This is a genomic window from Streptomyces sp. CAI-85 (assembly GCF_013363615.1).
Taxonomy (GTDB): domain Bacteria; phylum Actinomycetota; class Actinomycetes; order Streptomycetales; family Streptomycetaceae; genus Streptomyces; species Streptomyces antibioticus_B.
Map to the genome: position 1 here is coordinate 76,156 of NZ_JAANNX010000017.1, position 20,032 is coordinate 96,187.

The following is a 20,032-nucleotide window of genomic DNA, read 5'->3' on the forward strand; positions in this document are numbered from 1 at the left end:
CGGTTCAGGCCGGGAGCAGGCTGCCCCGCCGGGAGAGCAGGAACTTCTTGAAGGCCGCCACGGGCGGGGTGTCCGGACGGCCGTCCAGCCAGGCCACGCCGATCTCGCGGACCGCGCGCGGCGCCGTGACCGTCAGCTCCACCACCCCCGGGCGGGCGACGGCCGGCGGCGGCAGCAGGGCCACCCCCAGACCGGCCGCCACCAGGCCCCGCAGGGTCTCCGCCTCCTCCCCCTCGAAGGCGACCCGGGGCCGGAAGCCGGCCTCCGCGCAGAGGTCGTCGGTGATCCGGCGCAGGCCGTAGCCGGGTTCGAGGGTCACGAAGGTCTCCTCGGCGGCCTCGGCGAGCCGGACCCGGCGGCGGGCGGCGAGCCGGTGGTCGGCGGGCACGACCAGACGCAGCTTCTGCTCGTCGAGACGGCGGGCGACCAGGTCGGGGGCGTCGGGCACCGGGGAGGTCAGACAGAGGTCCAGCTCCCCCGCGCGCAGCCGTTCGAGCATCGCCTCGCCGTAGTTCTGGACGAGACTGAAGCGGACCCGGGGGTGGTCGGCGCGGAAGGCGTGGATCAGTCCGGGCACGGTCTCGGCGCCCATGGTGTGCAGGAACCCGAAGGCGACCTTGCCGGTGGCCGCGTCGGCGTCGGCGCGGACCTCGTCGGCGGCCCGCTCGATCTCGGCGAGGGCCCGTTCGACATGGGTGAGGAAGGTGCGCCCGGCCGGGGTGAGGGAGACCGTGCGGCCGTGCCGGGCGAACAGGTCGACGCCCAGGTCCTGTTCGAGGCGGACCATGGCCCGGGAGAGGGTCGACTGCGGCACGCGCATCTCCCGCGCGGCCCGGGTGACGTGCTCGGTGCGGGCGACCCCGGCGAAGTACGCGAGCCGGGGCGCCAGCGACAGCACCATGTCTTCTGTGTCACCGGACGGTGACGGACGCTCCTGTGACCTCTGCTGATGCACCATGGGAACGATTATGGCCAGTTCATGCATTGGACGGATGAGCGGGAACGTCCGTAGGTTCGAGGCATGTCTCCCGCCAGTACCGGGGCGTCCGCAGTCGTGGACGCCGCCCCGTCCGTGTCCTCGCCCGACTCCCGTATGGCCCCCGGCGGTCCCGGCTACCGCCGGATGAGCCTCGCGCTCTTCCTCGCCGGGGTGGCGACCTTCGCCCTGCTGTACTCCACCCAGGCGCTGCTGCCGCTGATCTCCGGCGACTTCGGGGTGGCGGCGAGCGACGCGAGCTGGACCGTGGCGGCGGCGACCGGCGGACTGGCCCTGTTCGTGCTGCCGATGAGCGCCCTCTCCGAGCGCTACGGCCGCCGTACGGTGATGACGGCCTCGCTGGCGGTCGCGGTGACCGTCGGCGTGCTGGTCCCGCTCGCGCCCTCGCTGGGCGCGCTGGTGGTGCTGCGGGCCGTGCAGGGCGCGGCGCTGGCCGGGCTGCCGGCCTCGGCGACCGCCTACCTCGCCGAGGAGGTCCGGCCGAAGGCGCTGGTCACCGCGATCGGGCTGTTCGTGGCGGGCAACAGCGTGGGCGGGATGAGCGGCCGGGTCATCACCGGCTGGGTCGCGCAGGAATGGGGCTGGCGGGCCGCCGTCGCGGCGATCGGGGTGCTCGCGGTGGGCTGCGCCGTCGCGTTCCGGCTGCTGCTCCCGGCACCGCGGCACTTCACCCCGGGCTCGCTGCGGCCCGGCGACCTGGTCCGCACGGTCCGCGGGCATCTGTCCGACCCGCTGCTGTGCCGGCTGTACGCGATCGGCGCGCTGTTCATGACCGTCTTCGGCGGGGTGTACACGGTCATCGGCTACCGGCTGACGGAGGCGCCGTTCTCGCTCCCCCAGGGTGTCGTCGGCTCGGTCTTCCTGGTGTACCTGGTCGGTACGGTGTCGGCGTCCACGGCGGGCCGGCTGGTCGGCCGCCTGGGCAGGCGCGGCTCGCTGTACCTGGCGGGCGGGACGACCGCGGCGGGCCTGCTGCTCTCGCTGGCCGGCTCCCTCGCGCTGGTGCTGCTCGGCCTGGTGCTGATCACGGCGGGCTTCTTCGCGGGGCACGCGGTGGCGTCGTCGGCGGTCGGCAGGACGGCCACGACGGGACGCGCGCAGGCCGCCGCGCTGTACCAGTCGGCGTACTACATCGGCTCCAGCGCCGGTTCGACGGTCGGCGCGCTCGCCTTCCACACGGGCGGCTGGGCCGGCACGGTCGGGGTGGGACTCCTGGCGGTGCTCGGGGTCGTGACGATCACCCTCCTGGGCACCCGGGCGGCCCGCCGCGAGACGGTCGTCACGACGGCCTGACGGCGCGCGTTCCGCCGATACTGTCCTTGACACACCCCTCCCCACCTGCGGTTTCACCGACTCGGCGGGCCGTTGTCAGTGGGCTGCGGTAGCTTCCGAAGTGCTGGGCGCGAAGGCGCGCGACAGAGCGGAACGGCCACAGGGGCGGGTGGACGAGATGAGTGACGGCACGGCCGGTACGGCGACGGTGGAGGACCTCGACGTCAGGCTGGAGAGACACCGGGTCGAGCTGACGGGCTACTGCTACCGGATGCTCGGCTCGTCCTTCGAGGCCGAGGACGCGGTGCAGGACACGCTGGTGCGGGCCTGGCGCAGCTTCGACAAGTTCGAGGGCCGCTCCAGTCTGCGTTCGTGGCTGTACCGGATCGCGACGAACGTCTGCCTGGACATGCTGACGGCCGGCAACAAGCGGGCGCGTCCGATGGACCTGACCGAGGCCACACCGCTGGCCCGGGCCGCCCTGTCCCCCCGCCCCGACCACACCTGGCTGGAACCCATGCCGGACACCCGTGTACTGCCCACGGTCCAGGACCCGGCGGAGGCCGCGGTCGCCAAGGAGTCGGTGCGGCTGGCGTTCATGGCCGCGCTCCAGAAGCTGCCGCCGAAGCAGCGGGCGGTGCTGATCCTGCGGGAGGTGCTGGCCTGGAAGGCGAGCGAGGTCGCCGAACTGCTCGACACCTCGGTCGCCTCGGTCAACAGCGCGTTGCAGCGGGCGCGGGCGACGCTCGCCGAGCGGGCGGAGGCGGGCGCGGACGCGGAGGTGTCCGACCCGCTGGACGAGGAGCAGCAGAAGCTGCTGGAGCGCTATGTGGCGGCCTTCGAGGGCTACGACATGGCGGCCCTGACGGCGCTGCTCCACGAGGACGCCGTCATGACGATGCCGCCGTTCGACCTGTGGCTGACCGGGCACGACGACATCACGGGCTTCATGACGACGATCGGCGCGGCCTGCGAGGGCTCCCGTCTGCTGCCGGTGGAGGTCAACGGCCTGCCGGGGTTCGCCCAGTACAAGCCCGATCCGGAGAAGGGCGGGTTCACGCCCTGGGCCGTGCAGATCCTGGAGATCTCAGACGGCCGCCTCACCGGGTTCCACTTCTACCTCGACACCCAGCGCTGGTTCCCCCTCTTCGGCCTCCCCCTCCACCTCGACGGGGATACCGACGAGGTCGAGCAGGGCGCGTAGGGCCGGGTCGGGGGCGCGCAGCAGGATCCGCCCCCCGGCCCGCCGGGCGGCGAGCTGGAGCCGGGCCAGCAGATCCACGACGGCCAGCCCCGGCGGCCCGACCCCGCCCACATCGCAGACGACGACCCCGGCGGCCTCCACCAGCCCCCGCACCTCATCGACCAGCCCCACCACCCGGTCACGGGCAACGGGACCGGCCAGCACGAGCACGGGCGGTATCGGTGTCATGGACTCCACGACAGGTAGACCCCACCACCCCGCCCAACTCATCGGACCTGCGTGTGGCTAGTCCGCCGGGAACTCGGCGGTGTCGATCGTGACGTCGAAGGGAGCGGGCAGAGCGAGGGGCTCGCCGAACTTCGCGACGACGAGCGGGCGGTAGACATCGCCCTGCGGCTCCCCGAAGAGGGTCGCGGTGGGGCCCTCCGGCGACCAGCGGTCGACGAGGATGTAGAGCGGGATGCCCGCGGAGGCGTAGGCGGCGGGTTTGGCGACGCGGTCGTGGCGGGCGTTCTTCATCGACGTGACTTCGACTACGAGTTCCGCAGCGCCGGCCGGAATGTAGTTCCCCGCTTCGGCACACACCCTGGCAGGGACGACCAACAGGTCCGGAATGAACATGCCCAGGCACGACGGGACGGCGACGGCTTGTCTCTGGAAGATCTCCCAGGCCTCGGGAATCACGGAGTACAAGCGACGCTGGATGCGCTCCACGATCACGTGATGGCGGTAGGCGGGAACGGGCGACGTGGTGACGACCCCTTCGACGATCTCCGCCTTGCTGCCCTCGGGCCACTCCATCTCGTCCCAGAGCCGGACCAGGTCGTCCCAGCCCTGCCCGGGGTCGTGGTCCACGGTGAGTGCGCTCATTGTGGTCTCCCCCATCCAGCATCACTTCGGTGCGCGACCGATCTCAACATGCCGAACGGGACCGGTGCGGATGCACCGATCCCGTTCACCCGAAAGGGGAAACCGCAGGTCAGGCGATACGTTCCAGCACGACGGGGGACGGTGTGCAGGTCGTGGCGGGGGGTGCGATGTCGTAGGAGCCGTCGATGGCTGACAGGGCGTAGGGGAAGCGGTCCGGGGTGTCGGTGTGGAGGGTGAGGAGGGGCTGGCCCTCGGTGATCGTGTCGCCGGGCTTGGCGTGGAGTTCGACGCCCGCGCCGGCCTGCACCGGGTCCTCCTTGCGGGCGCGGCCCGCGCCGAGGCGCCAGGCGGCGATGCCGATGTCGTAGGCGTCCAGACGGGTCAGGACGCCGGAGGCCGGGGCCTTCACCACGTGCTGCTCGCGGGCCACCGGCAGGGCCGCGTCCGGGTCGCCGCCCTGGGCCGCGATCATGCGGCGCCAGACGTCCATCGCCGACCCGTCGGCCAGGGCCTTCGCCGGGTCGGCGTCCTTCACGCCGGCCGCGTCGAGCATCTCGCGCGCGAGGGCGATCGTCAGCTCCACGACGTCGGCCGGGCCGCCGCCCGCCAGGACCTCCACCGACTCGCGGACCTCCAGCGCGTTGCCCGCGGTCAGGCCGAGCGGGGTGGACATGTCGGTGAGCAGGGCGACCGTCTTCACGCCGTGGTCGGTGCCGAGGCCGACCATGGTGGAGGCCAGCTCGCGGGCGTCCTCGATGGTCTTCATGAAGGCGCCGGTGCCGACCTTGACGTCCAGGACGAGCGAGCCGGTGCCCTCGGCGATCTTCTTCGACATGATCGAGGAGGCGATCAGCGGGATCGCCTCGACCGTGCCGGTGACGTCACGCAGGGCGTAGAGCTTCTTGTCGGCCGGGGCCAGGCCGTCGCCCGCCGCGCAGATCACCGCGCCGGTGGTGTCGAGGACGTGCAGCATCTCCTCGTTGGAGAGCAGGGCGCGCCAGCCGGGAATCGACTCCAGCTTGTCCAGCGTGCCGCCGGTGTGGCCGAGGCCGCGGCCGGAGAGCTGCGGGACGGCCGCGCCGCAGGCCGCCACGAGGGGGGCCAGGGGCAGCGTGATCTTGTCGCCGACGCCGCCGGTGGAGTGCTTGTCGGCGGTCGGGCGGGACAGGGACGAGAAGTCCATGCGCTCGCCGGAGGCGATCATCGCGGCGGTCCAGCGGGCGATCTCGCCGCGGTTCATGCCGTTGAGCAGGATCGCCATGTTGAGGGCGGCCATCTGATAGTCGGCGACCTCGCCGCGGGTGTAGGCGTCGATGACCCAGTCGATCTGTTCGTCGCTCAGCTCACCCCGGTCCCTCTTGGTGCGGATGACGGAGACGGCGTCCATGGCCATGGCTTTCCTTCCGAGTGGTTCCAGAAGACGGTGCAAAGAAGACGTAAGCGGAAAACGTGCGGCCCCTCCGGCCGTCAGGAGCGCCGGAGGGGCCGCACGGGGGCTCATCCGAGGTGGCCGGGCCCGAACGCCTGGGGCAGCATCTCCGCGAGCGGCAGGATCCCCGCCGGGGTCTCCAGGAGCAGCTCGGGGCCGCCGAACTCGTACAGGAGCTGCCGGCAGCGGCCGCACGGGACGAGGATCTCGCCCCGGCCGTCCACGCACGTGAAGTGCGTGAGCCGGCCGCCGCCGGTGTTCTGGAGCTCCGAGACGAGACCGCACTCGGCGCACAGCCCCAGCCCGTAGGAGGCGTTCTCGACATTGCAGCCGGAGACGATCCGGCCGTCGTCGACGAGCGCCGCCACGCCGACCGGGAACCCGGAGTACGGGGCGTACGCCCGGGACATGGCGTCCTGGGCCACCGCGCGCAGTTGCTCCCAGTCGACCGGGCCGACCGGGTCGCCCGGGCCGACCAGGTCGGCCGAGTCGTCCGGCGTGGCGGCGGGGGTCACTTGCCCTGCCCCTTCCGATAGGGCAGACCGTCCGCCTTGGGCATGCGCAGCCGTTGGGCGGAGAGGGACAGGACCAGCAGGGTCACCACGTACGGCGTGGCGGTGACGACCTGGTTGGGGACCTCGTCCGTGCTGACGTACCAGATGAACATCAGCGCGGAGATGCCCGCGGTGATCGCGGCGGAGATGTACTGCTTCTTCCACGCCAGGTAGACCACACCGGCCACCAGCAGGATCGCGAGCAGCAGGATCAGCGCGTGCACATTGGTGGCGCCACCGCGCAGGTTGAGGCTGTCGGTGTAGCCGAACAGACCCGCGCCGAGGGCCAGGCCGCCCGGCATCCAGTTGCCGAAGATCATCGCGGCGAGACCGATGTAACCGCGGCCGGCGGTCTGGCCGTCCAGGTAGACGTTCGAGGCCACGATGGACAGGAACGCGCCGCCGAGGCCGGCGAAGCCGCCGGAGATGATCACGGCGATGTACTTGTACTTGTAGACGTTGACGCCGAGGGACTCGGCCGCGACCGGGTTCTCGCCGCAGGAGCGCAGCCGCAGGCCGAAGGAGGTGCGCCACAGCACGTACCAGGTGGCGGGGACCAGGGCGACGGCGACGACGGTGAGCGGCGACAGGTTGGTGATCAGACCGCCGACCAGTCCGGCGAGGTCGGAGATCAGGAACCAGTGCTTGCCGTTGAGGGTCTGGAGCCAGTCGGACAGGCCCGGGACGTCGAAGGTGCCCAGCGACTCGATCGGCGGGGACTGCTTGGAGGAGCCCTGGGGGGCGTCCTCGAAGGTGAACTTCGACAGATAGCGGGTGACGCCCAGCGCCAGGATGTTCAGCGCCACACCGGAGACGATGTGGTTGACCTTGAAGGTGACGGTGGCGACGGCGTGCAGCAGACCGCCGAGGCAGCCGCCGACGATGCCGAAGACGACACCGGTCCAGGGGCCCCACTGGTAGCCGGCCCAGGCGCCGAACCAGGTGCCGAGGATCATCATGCCCTCGAGGCCGATGTTGACGACGCCCGCCCGCTCGGCCCACAGACCGCCGAGACCGGCGAGGCCGATCGGCACGGCGGCGCGCAGCGCGGTGGACATCTGGCCGGTGGACGTGATGCCGTCCGCGCCGGTGATCAGGCGGACGACCGAGGTGAGGATCAGCACGCCCGAGATGACCAGCAGGAGGACGGGCAGCGACATCCGGCGGCCGCCCTTGCGGGGCTGCTTGCCCTTCGGCTTCGCGATGGTCGCGGTGCTCATCAGACCGCCACCTCCTTCTTGGTGTTCGCGGCGGCGGCGAGTTCCTCACCGACGCGCTTCTGCTGGCGGCGCAGACCCCAGGTGCGGACGACCTCGTAGGAGATGACGACCGCGAAGACGATCAGCCCCTGCATGATCATCGCGATTTCCTTCTCGTACGGCTCGGGAGTCGCGTAGTCGAGGGCGGGGGACGCCTTGTCGAGGAAGGCCCACAGGAGGGCGGCGAGCGCGATGCCGCCGGGGTTGTTGCGGCCGAGCAGGGCGATGCCGATGGCGGTGAAGCCGACGCCCGTGGGGAAGCTCAGGCTGTAGGTGTGGGCGTCGCCGAGGAGCAGCGGGAGTCCGGCGAGGCCGGAGACGCCACCGGAGACGATCATCACGGTGAGGATCATGCGCTTGGCGTCGACGCCGGAGGCGGCGGCGGCCGACTCGGACTCGCCGGTGGCGCGCAGGTCGAAGCCGAAGCGGGTGCGGTTGAGGACCAGCCAGTAGACGATGCCGAGGGCGACGGCGAGGAAGACCAGGCCGTAGATCTCGCCGACGTCCTGGCCGAGGTCGATGCCGGGGACCCAGCCGGACTCCTTCATGATGCCGGTGGTCTTGTTGTCGCCGACCAGCTCGCCGAAGACCTCGGGGAGGGTGAGGTAGGCGATGAGGCTGGTGGCGATGGCGTTCAGCATGATCGTGGCGACGACCTCGCTGACGCCCCGGGTGACCTTCAGGACGCCCGCGACACCGGCCCAGATGCCGCCGGTGAGGACGGCGACCAGCAGCAGCATCGGGACCTGGAGGAAGGCCGGCAGGTCGACATGGGCGCCGACCACGGCGGTCATCATCGCGGCCAGCCGGTACTGGCCGTCGACGCCGATGTTGAAGAGGTTCATACGGAAGCCGAGGGCGACCGCGAGGGCGGCGATGTAGTACAGCGACGCCTGGTTGACGATCAGGACCTGGACGTCGGAGTAGCCGATCTGCTCCAGCATGAGCGAGTACGGCTCGATCGGGCTCTTGCCGGAGGCGATCAGCACGACCGAGGTCAGCAGGATCGCCGCGACGAGCGCCATGACCGGGCCGGCCACGGCGAGGAGCACGCGCTCCTTGTCGAACTTCTTCATCGGGCCTCGTCCTCCGGACCGGCAGCTTCCTCGGTGGTGTCCGCGGTGTCCTGGTGCTCCAGGTGACCGGCCGCGGCGCCGGTCATGGCCGAACCCAGCTCCTCCGGGGTGATGGTGGCGGGGTCGGCGTCCGCGACCAGCCTGCCGTTGTAGATCACCCGGAGGGTGTCCGACAGGCCGATCAGCTCGTCCAGGTCGGCGGAGATCAGCAGCACGGCGAGGCCCTCGCGGCGGGCTTCGCGGATGCGGTCCCAGATCTGGGCCTGCGCGCCGACGTCCACACCGCGGGTGGGGTGGGCGGCGATCAGGAACTTGGGGTTGTGGCTCATCTCGCGGCCGACGATCAGCTTCTGCTGGTTGCCGCCGGACAGGGAGGCGGCCGTGACGTCGATGCCGGGGGTGCGGACGTCGAACTCCTCGACGATCCGGCGGGTGTCGTCCTGGGCGCCCTTGGGGTTCAGCCAGAAGCCCTTGGCGTTGGGGGCCTCGGTGACATGGCCGAGGATGCGGTTCTCCCAGAGCGGGGCCTCCAGGAGCAGTCCCTGGCGGTGGCGGTCCTCGGGGATGTAGCCGACGCCGGACTCACGGCGCTTGCGGGTGGACCAGGGGGTGATGTCCTCGCCGAGGAAGGCGATGGTGCCGGAGTCGGCGTTCTTGGTGCCGATCAGCGCGTCGATCAGCTCGGTCTGGCCGTTGCCCTCGACCCCGGCGATGCCCATGACCTCACCGGCGTGGATGGTGAAGCTGACGTCGTCCAGGACCCGCTTGACCTCGCCGCCCTCGGGGGCGAGCGTGATGCCGCCGGTGGGCTCGGCCTCGGTGCCCAGGGAGGCGCCGCCGCTGGCGAAGACGGTGAGCCCGGCGACCGTGAGGACGGCCTGGTCGGTGACCGTGGACTCGGCGGTCTCCGGGGTGGGCAGCTCGCTGCCGACCATCATCTCGGCGAGCTGGCGCGGCGTGGTCTTGGACGGGACGGCCGTGCCGACGGTGGTGCCGCGCCGGATGACGGTGATGTCGTCGGCGACGGAGAGGACCTCGCCCAGCTTGTGGGAGATGAAGATGACGGACAGGCCCTCGGACTTCAGCTCGCGCAGGTTGGCGAAGAGCGCGTCGACCTCCTGCGGCACGAGCACCGCGGTCGGCTCGTCGAGGATCAGGGTGCGGGCGCCGCGGAAGAGGACCTTGAGGATCTCCACGCGCTGGCGGTCGGCGACGCCGAGGTCCTCGACCAGGGCGTCGGGGCGGACGCCGAGCCCGTAGCGGTCCGAGATCTCCTTGATCTTCTTGCGGGCGTTGCCGCCGATGCCGTACAGCTTCTCGCTGCCCAGCACGACGTTCTCCAGGACGGTCAGGTTGTCGGCCAGCATGAAGTGCTGGTGGACCATGCCGATGCCGCGGGCGATGGCGTCGGCGGGGCTGGAGAAGGTGACCTGCTCGCCGTCGATCGCGATGGTGCCCTCGTCCGGCTTCTGCATGCCGTAGAGGATCTTCATCAGGGTCGACTTGCCGGCGCCGTTCTCGCCGACCAGGGCGTGCACCGTCCCTTTTCGGACAGCGAGGTGGATGTCGTGGTTGGCGACGACACCGGGGAAGCGCTTGGTGATCCCCGCCAGCTCTACCGCGATCGTCGACGGTGCGGTGAGCGGAGGGCTGCTGGACGCGTCGATGGCGCACTCTCCTTGGGAAAGGGGCCGCTCTACGCGCGTAGCGCCCCTGCTTTAAATAGTGCCCGGACCTGATCGATCGTTTTTGAGTCTCGATCCGTTCCGAGCATTCTGCCGCGCGAACGGGGCACGAGTCGCGATGGTGCCCGTGCCCCGTTCCGCGGCCGTAACGCTGTCATTTCAGCGCACTGCCGGCCAATACCTCTGACCGGTTCGATTCACCGGGTCAGGAGGTCTTGACGGTGATGCTGCCGTCCTTGATGCCCTCTTCGGCCTTCTTGATCGCGGCCTGGATGTCGGCGTTGTCGGCGAAGGCGGGGTTGGAGTTCGACACGCTCACGCCGCCGTTCTCCAGGCTGCCGCGGACGACACCGGTCTGCGGGTCGCCGTCCTCGACGGACTTGGCCAGGTCGAAGACCGCACCCTCGACGTTCTTCATGGCCGAGGTCAGGATCGAGTCCTTGTACGCCTTCAGCGCGTCCTGCTTGTACTGGTCCGAGTCGACGCCGATCGCCCAGATGTCGTTGGCGTTGGCGGCCTTGATGACACCCTGGCCGGACAGGCCGGCGGCGGCGTAGATGACGTCCGCACCGGCGTCGATCTGGCCCTCGGCGGCGCTCTCGCCCTTGTCCGGGCTGGAGAAGCCGCCCTCGGCGGCGGTCTCGGTCAGGTACTGCGACTTGACCGTGACACCCTTCTTGGTGTCCTCGACGCCCTGCTTGAAGCCGGCCTCGAACTTGTGGATCAGCGGCACGTCCACACCGCCGATGAAGCCCACGACGTCGGACTTGGTGGCCTTCGCGGCGGCGACGCCGGCGAGGTAGGACGCCTGCTCCTCGTGGAAGACCAGGTCGGCGACGTTGTCGGCCTTGATCTGCTCGTCGTCGACGATGCCGAAGGTGGTCTTCGGGTACTTGGCCGCGGCCTCCTTGACGGCGGGCGCGTAGGCGAAGCCGACACCGATGACCGGGTTGTAGCCCTGCTTGGCGAGGTTCTCCAGGCGCTGGACCTTGTCCGCGTCCGACTCGCCGTCCTGCGGCTCGACGGCGGTGGACTTGTAGCCGAACTCGGCGTCGGCCTTCTCCAGGCCGGCCGTGGCGGCGTCGTTGAAGGACTGGTCGCCCTTGCCACCGACGTCGTACGCCAGGGCGAGGCCCAGGTTCTTGGCACTGCTTTCGGAGGACGAGGACGACGTGGACGAGCTTCCACATGCGGAAACCGTCACGGCGAGAGCTGCGGTGGCGACACCCGCAGCAGCGATACGAGACACCCGGCGCATGGAACGAGACTCCTTTGTGCACGCGCCCATACCAGGCGCTGGTTCCGCCGCAGCGTAACGCGCGTAGACCGGCAGGAAAAACCCTTCTGTCCGCTCCGTTATCGAGCTGTGGCCACAGTTACATCCCAGAGTACGGACAGCAGTACGCCCCTTGCGGGAGGCAAGGGGCGTATGGGCTGCAAGGACGCCCGTAAGGGCGTAGCCCGGGGCCTTGGAGGCCCGTTCGGCGGTATTACGCGGTCACCCGCGGCCGGGTCACTTGGTGTCGACCGTGACCTTGCCGTCGATGATGTCCTGCTTGGCCTTGTCGACGGCCGCGACGACGTCCGTCATCGCCTTGTACTTCGGGTTGGAGTCGGCGAACCCGACACCGTCGTTGGAGAGGCTGCCGCGGACCACACCGGACAGCGGCTTGCCGTCGACGACGGACTTCACCAGGTCGTAGACCGCGCCGCCGACGTTCTTCAGCGCCGAGCCGAGGATGTAGTCCTTGTACGAGGCGAGCGCCTTCTGGTTGTACTGGTCGGAGTCGACACCGATGGCCCACACCTTCTTGGCGGCGGACTCGGTGATCACGCCCTGACCGGAGAGTCCGGCCGCGTGGTAGATGACGTCCGCGCCGGCCTCGATCTGGCCGCTCGCCGCGTCCTTGCCCTTGTCGGGGCTGGAGAAGCCGCCCTCCTGGGCCGTCTCGGTGAGGTACTGCGACTCGATCTTGATGTTCGGGTCGACCGACTTGGCGCCCTGGACGTAACCGGCCTCGAACTTGTGGATCAGCGGGATGTCCACGCCGCCGATGAAGCCGATGTGCTTGCCCTTGGACGCCTTCGCGGCGGCGACGCCCGCGAGGTAGGACGCCTGCTCCTCGTGGAAGACCATGTCGGCGACGTTCTTCGCCTGGACGGTCTCGTCGTCGATGATCCCGAAGGTGGTGTTCGGGAACTTCGCGGCGACCTCCTTGACGGCCGGCCCGTAGACGAAGCCGACGCCGATCACCGGGTTGTAGCCGGCCTGCGCGAGCTGGGTCAGCCGCTGGATCTTGTCCGCGTCGGTCTCGCCGTCCTGCGGCTCGACGTCGCGGCCGGTGATGCCGAACTCCTTCTCGGCCTTCTGGAGACCGGCGTAGGCGGCGTCGTTGAACGACTGGTCGCCCTTGCCGCCGATGTCGTACGCGAGCCCGATGCCCTTGCCGGTGTACTTGCCGGACGGCTTGGAGTCGCCGGTCGACGTGGAACCGCTGCTGGACTCGCCGCAGGCGGTGGCGGCGAGGGCGACGACCGCGACGGTCGCCGCGGCCTGGAAAAGTCTGGTCTTCCGAGATATCCGACGCACAGCAAGCACCCCTTCATCCCCACGGCGCCGCTACCGGCCCGCTGTCCCCTTCACGTGGCGCCGCCCCGGCCGAACTCCCCCAACAAGCCGTGCCGGGTGGCGATGTGGACGGACAGTAACGCGCGTAGACGGCCAGCGGAACGGGGTGTCGCGCTGCCGTTATCGAACCGTGCCGCCCCTCGGTTACAGGCGCGGTGCGGCGGTTACGGGTGGGTGACACAAAGGGGCGAAGGGGCGCCTTTCCGGCACCCCTTCGCCCCGTGACCGTGTCGGCTCGGCCCTGTCGGCTACGCCTCGCGGGTGGCCGCGTCCAGGAGGGCCGCCGCCGTGAACAGCTCCACGCCTACGGTGATCGCGTGCTCGTCGGCGTCGAAGTCGCCCTGGTGCAGATCGCGGACGGTGCGCTCGCCGGGCGGGCGGACGCCCAGCCGGGCCATGGCGCCGGGCACCCGCTCCAGGTACCAGGAGAAGTCCTCGCCGCCGAGGCTCTGTTCGGTGTTCTCGACGGCGGACGCGCCGCGCCGCGCCACCATCGCGTCGTGCAGCAGGGCGGTGACCGCCCCGTCGTTGACGACCGGCGGGACACCGCGCACGTAGTTGATCTCGGACTTGGCGCGGTGCAGGTTGGCGACCTCGTCGATGGCCGCGACGACGATGTCCGGGGCCTGCCGCCACGCCTCGATGTCCAGGCAGCGCACGGTGCCGGAGAGTTCGGCGTGCTGCGGGATGACGTTCGGCGCGTGGCCGCTCTCGATCCGGCCCCAGGTGACGGCCAGCCCGGCGCGGGTGTCCACCCGGCGGCCGACCAGCGCGGGGACGTCGGTGACGACCCGGGCGGCGGCGGTCACCAGGTCGGTGGTGAGGTGCGGGCGGGCGGTGTGGCCGCCGGGGCCGTCCAGGGAGATCTCCAGCCGGTCGCAGGCGGAGGTGATGGCGCCCTCGCGCAGCCCGATCCGCCCGGCGTCCACCCGGGGGTCGCAGTGCACGGCGATGATCCGGCCCACGCCGTCCAGCGCGCCGCCCTCGATGGCGTCGGCGGCGCCGCCCGGCAGGACCTCCTCGGCGGGCTGGAAGACCAGCCGCACGGGACGCGGCAGCCGGCCCTGACGGTGCAGCTCGGCGAGGACGAGTCCGGCGCCCAGGACGACGGTGGTGTGCACGTCGTGGCCGCAGGCGTGGGCGCGGTCGGGGACGGTGGAGCGGTAGGCGCACTCGGTCTTGGTGTCCGGGATCGGCAGCGCGTCGATGTCGGCGCGCATCGCGAGGATCGGGGTGTCCCCGGACCAGGTGCCGTCCTCGGTCCCGATGTCACAGATGAGGCCGGTGCCGACGGGCAGGACGCGCGGCGCGAGGCCCGCCTTCTCCAGGCGCGCCTTGATCGCCGCGGTCGTGCGGAACTCCTGGTTGCCCAGCTCGGGGTGCATGTGCATGTCGCGGCGGAACGCGATCAGCTCTGCGCGCAGGGCCTCCGGCAGGGTGCCGGGGAGGGTTCCGGGGAGCAGCGCTTCCCCGGCGGATTCGGCCTCGGACTCTCGGGACGTCAATTGCTTCACCCTCTGAAGGGTAGGACGCCGAGGCGGTCGACTGACCCACGATCAACAAAAGATCAACCCGTTAGGGGAAGAAAAGTTGGCCGCGCGGCGCATGACTGACGGGGGAGGTGGGTAAACTCGGCGGCTTTCGAGCCGAGCGGATCATGAGGGGCCCGCTGGTGGGGGACCGGCCATCCGTACCCGTTTCACATTCACGCTGTTCGTTCACTCTGTTCGTTTCTCCCACCCATACCACGACTCCCGGGTGGCCCGCTGTGACCATCCATGCCTCGGGACCGGTCGGGGGGGGGTGGAGATCTGTGCGTTCGCCTCACAGAGCGTGGCGGTGGCTCTCTACGCTGACGTGACGACTTTGTGTGACGGAGCGGCTACTTCGGGAGAACGGGTGGGTGCGCATGACGGTGGAGGAGCGGGAGCGGCGACCGGAGACACCGGCGGAGGCCGACGGCACGACGGGGCTGCTCACGGCCGTCGGCAAGATGCTGAGACTGCTGCGCGAACGCAAGGGGCTCACCCAGAAGGAGTTCGGCCGCCTGGTGGGCTACGGCCCGGACGCCGTCTCGGCCATGGAGCGAGGGGTGCGGACGGTCCGGCCGGAGGTGCTGGAGGCGGCGGACGATCTGCTCGACGCCGGCGGCCTGCTCCGGCAGGCGATCCCCGAGGTACGGGAGGCGGTGACCCGGGCGCGGACCCGGCATCCGGAGTGGTACCGGGGGTATGCGGTGCTGGAGGCCGAGGCGGTGGAGCTGCATCACTATTGCAGCTACGCGATGCATGGACTCTTGCAGACCGAGGCACACGCTCATGCCCTGTTCGCGAAGCGGAGGCCCTTCCTGAGCGAGGAGATGATCGAGAAGCGGGTGGCTGACAGGCTCGGCAGACAGCAGGTACTCGGCCGCTGGCCGGCACCGATCGTCAGCTACGTGCTGGAGGAGGTCGTACTGGACCGTCCCATCGGCGGACGAGAGGTGCACGCGGAGCAGTTGCGGCGCTTGCTGAGCGTCAGTGCCATGCAGAACCTCGAGATCCAGGTGATGCCGACGGGGGTGGAGGAACACCCCAACATGGACGGCTCGTTCAACCTGCTGACCCCCAAGAACCATGCGCAGGTGGCCTATACCGAGATCCAGGGGTACCCGAGGCTGATCACCGACCGGGAAGAGGTCCGGAAGATCGCCGATCGCTATGGGACGATGCGGGCTGTGGCGCTCCCGCCCAACCAGTCCCACGCGTTGATCGAAAAGAAGCTGGAGGAACTGTGAACAGGTATGACCTCACCTGGTTCAAGTCCAGCCACAGCGGCGGCGAGGGCGGTGACTGCCTCGAAGTCGCCTTCTCCTGGCGCAAGTCGTCCTACAGCAGTGGCGAGGGCGGGCAGTGTGTCGAGGTCGCCCTGTGTGCCGCCGTTGTCCATGTGCGGGACTCCAAGGCCCCGGCCGGGCCCCGGCTCGACCTCTCCCCCGGTGTTTGGGGGGACTTCGTCTCGGCGTTCATGTCACGCCGGTAGCGTGCGGCGGCATGAGCGATCTCGACGGTGAGTTCCTTCGGGCGATACGGGAGTCCTACGACGCCATCGCCGAGGCGTACGCGGCGGAGTTCCCCGATGTGGCCGGGCGGCCGCCGCTGGACCGGGCCGTGCTGTCCGCGTTCGCCGAGTCGGTCAGGGCGCGGGGCGGAACCGAACCCGTGGCCGACGTGGGATGCGGGCCCGGGCAAGTGACCGCGCTGCTGGACTCGCTCGGGGTGCCGGTGTTCGGGGTGGACGTCTCCCCGCGCATGGTGGCGCTGGCCGGGCGGGCGCATCCGGGGCTGCGGTTCCACGTGGGTTCGATGACCCGGCTGGGGCTGCCGGACCGCTCCCTCGGCGGGGTGCTCGCGCTGTACTCCCTGATCCATGTGCCGGACTCCCATCTCCCGCCGGTCTTCGGGGAGTTCCGCCGGGTGTTGGCCGACGGCGGTCAGCTTCTCCTCGCCTTCCAGACCGGACACGGCGAACGGGAACACCGCACCGAGCGCTTCGGCCGCGAGATCTCCCTCGACTACCACTGGCGGGACCCGGAGGCCGTGGCCGGACTGCTGGTGGACGCCGGCTTCGAGATCCGGGCACGGATGGTCCTCGAACCGGACGACGGCGCCAAACGGCCCCGCGCCTACCTGTTCGCCCGCACCCCGGACGCCCGGAGGTAGGGCTCCGACAGGCCCTCGGTGGCGTCACACCGCGCTCACCCTCGCCAACCGGTGCACATCCCTCGCCGTGCCCGTCACGCCCGACAGGAAGCCCTGGGCCCTGGGGGAGGCGTGGGCGGTGAGCCAGGTGGGGTCGATGTCGCAGACCGCGACCCTCACGGGGGTGCCGGTGAGGGCCAGGGGGAGGGTGTGGACGACCGTGGAGGGGAAGCTGAGGACCGTACGGCCGATCGGGCCCCGGCGGGCGATCAGTTCGAGGGGGAGGTCGGGGCGGACCACCTCCAGGCCGGTCTCCACGGCCAGCCGGTGGAGTTTGTCGGCGCTCTCGCGGCGGTGGGCGAAGTAGCGGGTCGCGCCGTGGGCGCGGGCGAGGGCGCGGACCGCCTCCAGGTAGTGGCCGTCGTCCACCACACCGGTCTCGACCAGCGACGTGCCGACCAGGTCCGCGCCCTTGGTGACCCGGGGCGGGCCGAAGCGGGCGCGGGTCCAGGCGAAGGTGTTGGCGGTGACCGTCACCCCGTCGGGGGCTTCCTGTACCGGCATGGCGGAGAAGATCTCCACGCGGGTGTGCGCGGAGGGGGTCAGGCGGCGCCTCGCCGCGGCGGACACCGGGGCGAAGAGCAGGTCGCGGGGGCCGGGCCGGCCGCCCTTGCGGTGCCAGCGCACCAGGCGTTCGCCGCGCGCGAGCTGGCCGACGAACTCCATCGTGGCCGTGCCGTCGTCGACCACGACGAGGTCGTCCGCCCGGGTGATGGACAGCAGGAGCTGTACGTAGCGGGAGAAGGGGTCCCCCATGACCACCCGGTGCGCCCGGCGCAGCAGCGGGGTCAGACCGCCGATGGTGCGGAAGGGCGCCGCCGTGCCGCCGCGGGCCTCCTCCCAGCGGACGGTGTGGCCCTCGTCCCGGGCCAGTTCGGCCATCCGCCGCAACTGGCCGCGGGTCATCGGGTCGTTCGGGGACAGGACGACGAGGGTGAGCTCCGCGCCGGGCGCCGCACCCGGCGCCTCGCCGGGCCTCTCCTGGGCGTGCGCCCATTCGAGCACGTTGAGGAGCTGCACCGGGCTCTCGACGAACGCGAGAGCGAGGGGGCGGGAGGGGGAGCCGGGTCGCTCACCGGCGCGGAGGCTCATCGGCGGTGTCAGACGGCGACCGGCTCGCCCGCCGCCGCGGCGATCTCCGCCTCCGCGACGACACCGGGCACCCGGCGCAGCTTCTTCATGGGGCCCAGCTCGGAGTCGTAGACCTTCTTGACGCCGTCGCCGAGGGACGCCTCGATGGTGCGGATGTCGCGGACGAGGCGGGTGAGGCCCTGCGGTTCGACGGAGGCGGCCTGGTCGGAGCCCCACATCGCACGGTCGAGGGTGATGTGCCGCTCGACGAAGACGGCGCCGAGGGCGACGGCGGCGAGCGTGGTCTGGAGGCCGGTCTCGTGGCCGGAGTAGCCGATCGGGACGTTCGGGTACTCCTTCTCCAGCGTGTTGATCACGCGGAGGTTCAGCTCCTCGGCCTTGGCCGGGTAGGTCGAGGTGGCGTGGCACATGACGATGTTGTCGGAGCCCAGGACCTCGACGGCGTGCCGGATCTGACGGGGCGTCGACATGCCGGTGGAGAGGATGACCGCGCGGCCGGTGGAGCGCAGGGCGCGCAGCAGCTCGTCGTCGGTGAGGGAGGCGGAGGCCACCTTGTGGGCGGGGACGTCGAACTTCTCCAGGAAGGCGACGGCCTCGGTGTCCCACGGGGAGGCGAACCAGTCGATCCCCTTCCCCTCGCAGTAGGCGTCGATCTGCCGGTACTCGTCCTCGCCGAACTCCACGCGGTGGCGGTAGTCGATGTACGTCATCCGGCCCCACGGCGTGTCGCGCTCGATGTCCCACTGGTCGCGCGGGGTGCAGATCTCGGGGGTGCGCTTCTGGAACTTCACGGCGTCGCAGCCGGCCTCGGCGGCCGCGTCGATCAGCTTGAAGGCGTTCTCCAGCTCGCCGTTGTGGTTGATGCCGATCTCGCCGCAGATGTAGACGGGGCGGCCGGGGCCGACCTCGCGCGAACCGAAGGAGCGCAGACGGGAGTTGGTGCTCATGGTGGGGATGTCCTTACGTGGTGAGGGGGTCGAGAGAAGGTCCGAGGATCCAGCCGGCGATCTCCCGGATCGCGCCGTCGCCACCGGGGAGGGTGGTGACCGCGCGTGCGGCGCCGCGTACGACGTCGTGGGCGCTCGCGACCGCCACCGGCCAGCCCACGAGGGCGAAGCAGGGGAGGTCGTTGACGTCGTTGCCGACGTAGAGCACGCGCTCCGGCGCGATGCCCTGTTCCTCGCACCACTGCTTGAGTGCGAGGTCCTTGCGGTCGATGCCGTGCAGGACCGGCAGCCGGAGCTTCCGGGCGCGGGCGGCGACCACGGGGTTCTGTTCGGTGGAGAGGATCAGCAGCTTCAGGCCCGACCGGCGCAGGGCGGCGATGCCGAGGCCGTCGCCGCGGTGGACGGCGACGAACTCCCGTCCGGCGGAGTCGATCAGCACCCGGTCGTCGGTCTGGGTGCCGTCGAAGTCGAGGACGACGGCATCGATGTCGCCGAGGGCGGGCAGGGCACCCGGCCGGTCCGCGTCGAAGAGCGGGGCGAGGGCGCGGGCGCGGGCCAGCTCGTGCGGGTCGTCGATCTCCAGGACGCGCGCCGGGTCGGTGCGCACGAGTTCGGTGCGGCCGAAGAAGCGGTGCCGGTGGGTGCGGAAGCCGGCCGCGTCCATGGCGTAGGCGGCGCCGGTCTCCAGGAAGTCCTGGGGGCGGTCCTGGCGGCGGGGGCGGAAGGACGTGTCGTGGTTGACGCCGAAGCCGCCCTCGCTCGTCTCGTCCGAGTGGCGCCACACGAAGCCGTGGAAGGGGGCGACGGTCACGGCGGTGTCCGCGCCCTGCTCGACGATGGCTCCGGCCACGCCATCGACGTCCTCGCGGACCAGGAAGGGGCTGGTGCACTGGACGAGCAGGACGACGTCCACCGGGCCGCCGTGCTGCGCCTCGTGGGCGTCCATGGCGTGCAGGACGGCCGCCTCGGAGGTGGCGGTGTCGCCCGCGATGGCGGCGGGCCGCAGCACGACCTCGGCGCCGGCCTCGCGGGCGGCGGCGGCGATGGCGTGGTCGTCGGTGGAGACGACCACGTCGGTGACGAGCCGGGCGGCCAGACACTCACGAACGGCACGGGCGACCAGCGGGACGCCGCCGACGGGGGCGAGGTTCTTCGCGGGAACACCCTTCGAGCCGCCCCGCGCGGGAATCACGGCGAGGACACGGCGCACGCGCGCGGCCGAATCGGACATGGTCTCTTCTCCTTGACGGGCCACAGGCCCGCCGGTCGCGGGGTGGC

The 20,032-nt window shown here is 70.9% G+C and carries 19 protein-coding genes; 5 read left to right on the forward strand and 14 right to left on the reverse strand.

Annotated elements, in window-relative coordinates; all coding sequences use genetic code 11:
- Positions 1–4: 4 nt before the first annotated feature.
- Positions 5–958 carry a LysR family transcriptional regulator gene (locus G6W55_RS20445; protein ID WP_175522276.1) on the reverse strand — a complete coding sequence of 318 codons (954 nt, stop codon included), beginning with the start codon at positions 956–958 and terminating at the stop codon, positions 5–7.
- 63 nt (positions 959–1,021) lie between these two features.
- On the opposite strand from G6W55_RS20445, the gene G6W55_RS20450 reads away from it, so the two are divergent.
- Together G6W55_RS20450 and G6W55_RS20455 are read left to right on the forward strand one after the other, a co-directional pair.
- Positions 1,022–2,290: an MFS transporter gene (locus G6W55_RS20450; RefSeq protein WP_175522277.1), complete on the forward strand. Its 1,269-nt coding sequence runs from the start codon at positions 1,022–1,024 to the stop codon at positions 2,288–2,290.
- A 157-nt stretch (positions 2,291–2,447) separates the two neighbouring features.
- Positions 2,448–3,473 carry a sigma-70 family RNA polymerase sigma factor gene (locus tag G6W55_RS20455; RefSeq protein ID WP_175522278.1) on the forward strand — a complete coding sequence of 342 codons (1,026 nt, stop codon included), beginning with the start codon at positions 2,448–2,450 and terminating at the stop codon, positions 3,471–3,473.
- Here G6W55_RS20455 and G6W55_RS20460 read toward each other — a convergent pair.
- From G6W55_RS20460 to G6W55_RS20505, 10 genes are all read right to left on the reverse strand, one after another.
- Positions 3,357–3,701: an STAS domain-containing protein gene (locus tag G6W55_RS20460; protein ID WP_205071118.1), complete on the reverse strand. Its 345-nt coding sequence runs from the start codon at positions 3,699–3,701 to the stop codon at positions 3,357–3,359. The genes G6W55_RS20455 and G6W55_RS20460 overlap by 117 nt on opposite strands.
- A 57-nt stretch (positions 3,702–3,758) precedes the next feature.
- Positions 3,759–4,343 carry a Uma2 family endonuclease gene (locus G6W55_RS20465; RefSeq protein ID WP_175522280.1) on the reverse strand — a complete coding sequence of 195 codons (585 nt, stop codon included), beginning with the start codon at positions 4,341–4,343 and terminating at the stop codon, positions 3,759–3,761.
- Between the two features lie 109 nt (positions 4,344–4,452).
- Positions 4,453–5,736: a thymidine phosphorylase gene (locus tag G6W55_RS20470; protein ID WP_175522281.1), complete on the reverse strand. Its 1,284-nt coding sequence runs from the start codon at positions 5,734–5,736 to the stop codon at positions 4,453–4,455.
- A 104-nt stretch (positions 5,737–5,840) separates the two neighbouring features.
- Entirely contained in the window at positions 5,841–6,251 is a 411-nt protein-coding gene (locus G6W55_RS20475; protein WP_175522317.1) for a cytidine deaminase, read from the reverse strand.
- 32 nt (positions 6,252–6,283) lie between these two features.
- Positions 6,284–7,546, reverse strand: coding sequence for an ABC transporter permease (locus tag G6W55_RS20480; RefSeq protein WP_175522282.1), 1,263 nt, complete (start codon positions 7,544–7,546; stop codon positions 6,284–6,286).
- Positions 7,546–8,661: an ABC transporter permease gene (locus G6W55_RS20485; protein WP_175522283.1), complete on the reverse strand. Its 1,116-nt coding sequence runs from the start codon at positions 8,659–8,661 to the stop codon at positions 7,546–7,548. Before G6W55_RS20485 ends, G6W55_RS20480 begins: the two co-directional genes overlap by 1 nt.
- On the reverse strand, positions 8,658–10,328 hold the full coding sequence (locus G6W55_RS20490; protein ID WP_175522318.1) for an ABC transporter ATP-binding protein: 1,671 nt from the start codon (positions 10,326–10,328) through the stop codon (positions 8,658–8,660). The genes G6W55_RS20485 and G6W55_RS20490 overlap by 4 nt, the downstream gene beginning before the upstream one ends.
- Before the next feature lie 223 nt (positions 10,329–10,551).
- Positions 10,552–11,604, reverse strand: a complete 1,053-nt coding sequence (locus G6W55_RS20495) for a BMP family protein (RefSeq protein WP_175522284.1) — start codon at positions 11,602–11,604, stop codon at positions 10,552–10,554.
- A gap of 255 nt (positions 11,605–11,859) precedes the next feature.
- A complete protein-coding gene (locus G6W55_RS20500) occupies positions 11,860–12,927 on the reverse strand; it encodes a BMP family protein (protein WP_375372460.1) in 1,068 nt (355 codons plus the stop codon).
- Positions 12,928–13,223: 296 nt separating this feature from the next.
- Positions 13,224–14,489 (reverse strand): amidohydrolase, encoded by a 1,266-nt coding sequence (locus tag G6W55_RS20505; RefSeq protein ID WP_175522286.1) that lies wholly within the window; start codon positions 14,487–14,489, stop codon positions 13,224–13,226.
- Between the two features lie 395 nt (positions 14,490–14,884).
- Here G6W55_RS20505 and G6W55_RS20510 point away from each other — a divergent pair, with 395 nt between their 5' ends.
- From G6W55_RS20510 to G6W55_RS20520, 3 genes are read left to right on the forward strand one after another with little or no spacing between them, the layout of a single operon-like run.
- Positions 14,885–15,751, forward strand: a complete 867-nt coding sequence (locus G6W55_RS20510) for a helix-turn-helix transcriptional regulator (RefSeq protein ID WP_175522287.1) — start codon at positions 14,885–14,887, stop codon at positions 15,749–15,751.
- Positions 15,748–15,996 carry a DUF397 domain-containing protein gene (locus tag G6W55_RS20515; protein WP_175522288.1) on the forward strand — a complete coding sequence of 83 codons (249 nt, stop codon included), beginning with the start codon at positions 15,748–15,750 and terminating at the stop codon, positions 15,994–15,996. Before G6W55_RS20510 ends, G6W55_RS20515 begins: the two co-directional genes overlap by 4 nt.
- An 11-nt stretch (positions 15,997–16,007) precedes the next feature.
- The gene (locus G6W55_RS20520; RefSeq protein ID WP_175522289.1) at positions 16,008–16,676 is read left to right on the forward strand and encodes a class I SAM-dependent methyltransferase; all 669 of its coding nucleotides are present in this window, start codon (positions 16,008–16,010) and stop codon (positions 16,674–16,676) included.
- A 24-nt stretch (positions 16,677–16,700) separates the two neighbouring features.
- On the opposite strand, the gene G6W55_RS20525 is transcribed toward G6W55_RS20520, so the two are convergent.
- From G6W55_RS20525 to G6W55_RS20535, 3 genes are read right to left on the reverse strand one after another with little or no spacing between them, the layout of a single operon-like run.
- Entirely contained in the window at positions 16,701–17,807 is a 1,107-nt protein-coding gene (locus tag G6W55_RS20525) for a hypothetical protein (protein ID WP_175522290.1), read from the reverse strand.
- A gap of 8 nt (positions 17,808–17,815) precedes the next feature.
- Positions 17,816–18,754 carry an N-acetylneuraminate synthase family protein gene (locus G6W55_RS20530; RefSeq protein WP_175522291.1) on the reverse strand — a complete coding sequence of 313 codons (939 nt, stop codon included), beginning with the start codon at positions 18,752–18,754 and terminating at the stop codon, positions 17,816–17,818.
- A gap of 13 nt (positions 18,755–18,767) precedes the next feature.
- Positions 18,768–19,985, reverse strand: coding sequence for an N-acylneuraminate cytidylyltransferase (locus G6W55_RS20535; RefSeq protein WP_175522292.1), 1,218 nt, complete (start codon positions 19,983–19,985; stop codon positions 18,768–18,770).
- Positions 19,986–20,032: the final 47 nt, after the last annotated feature.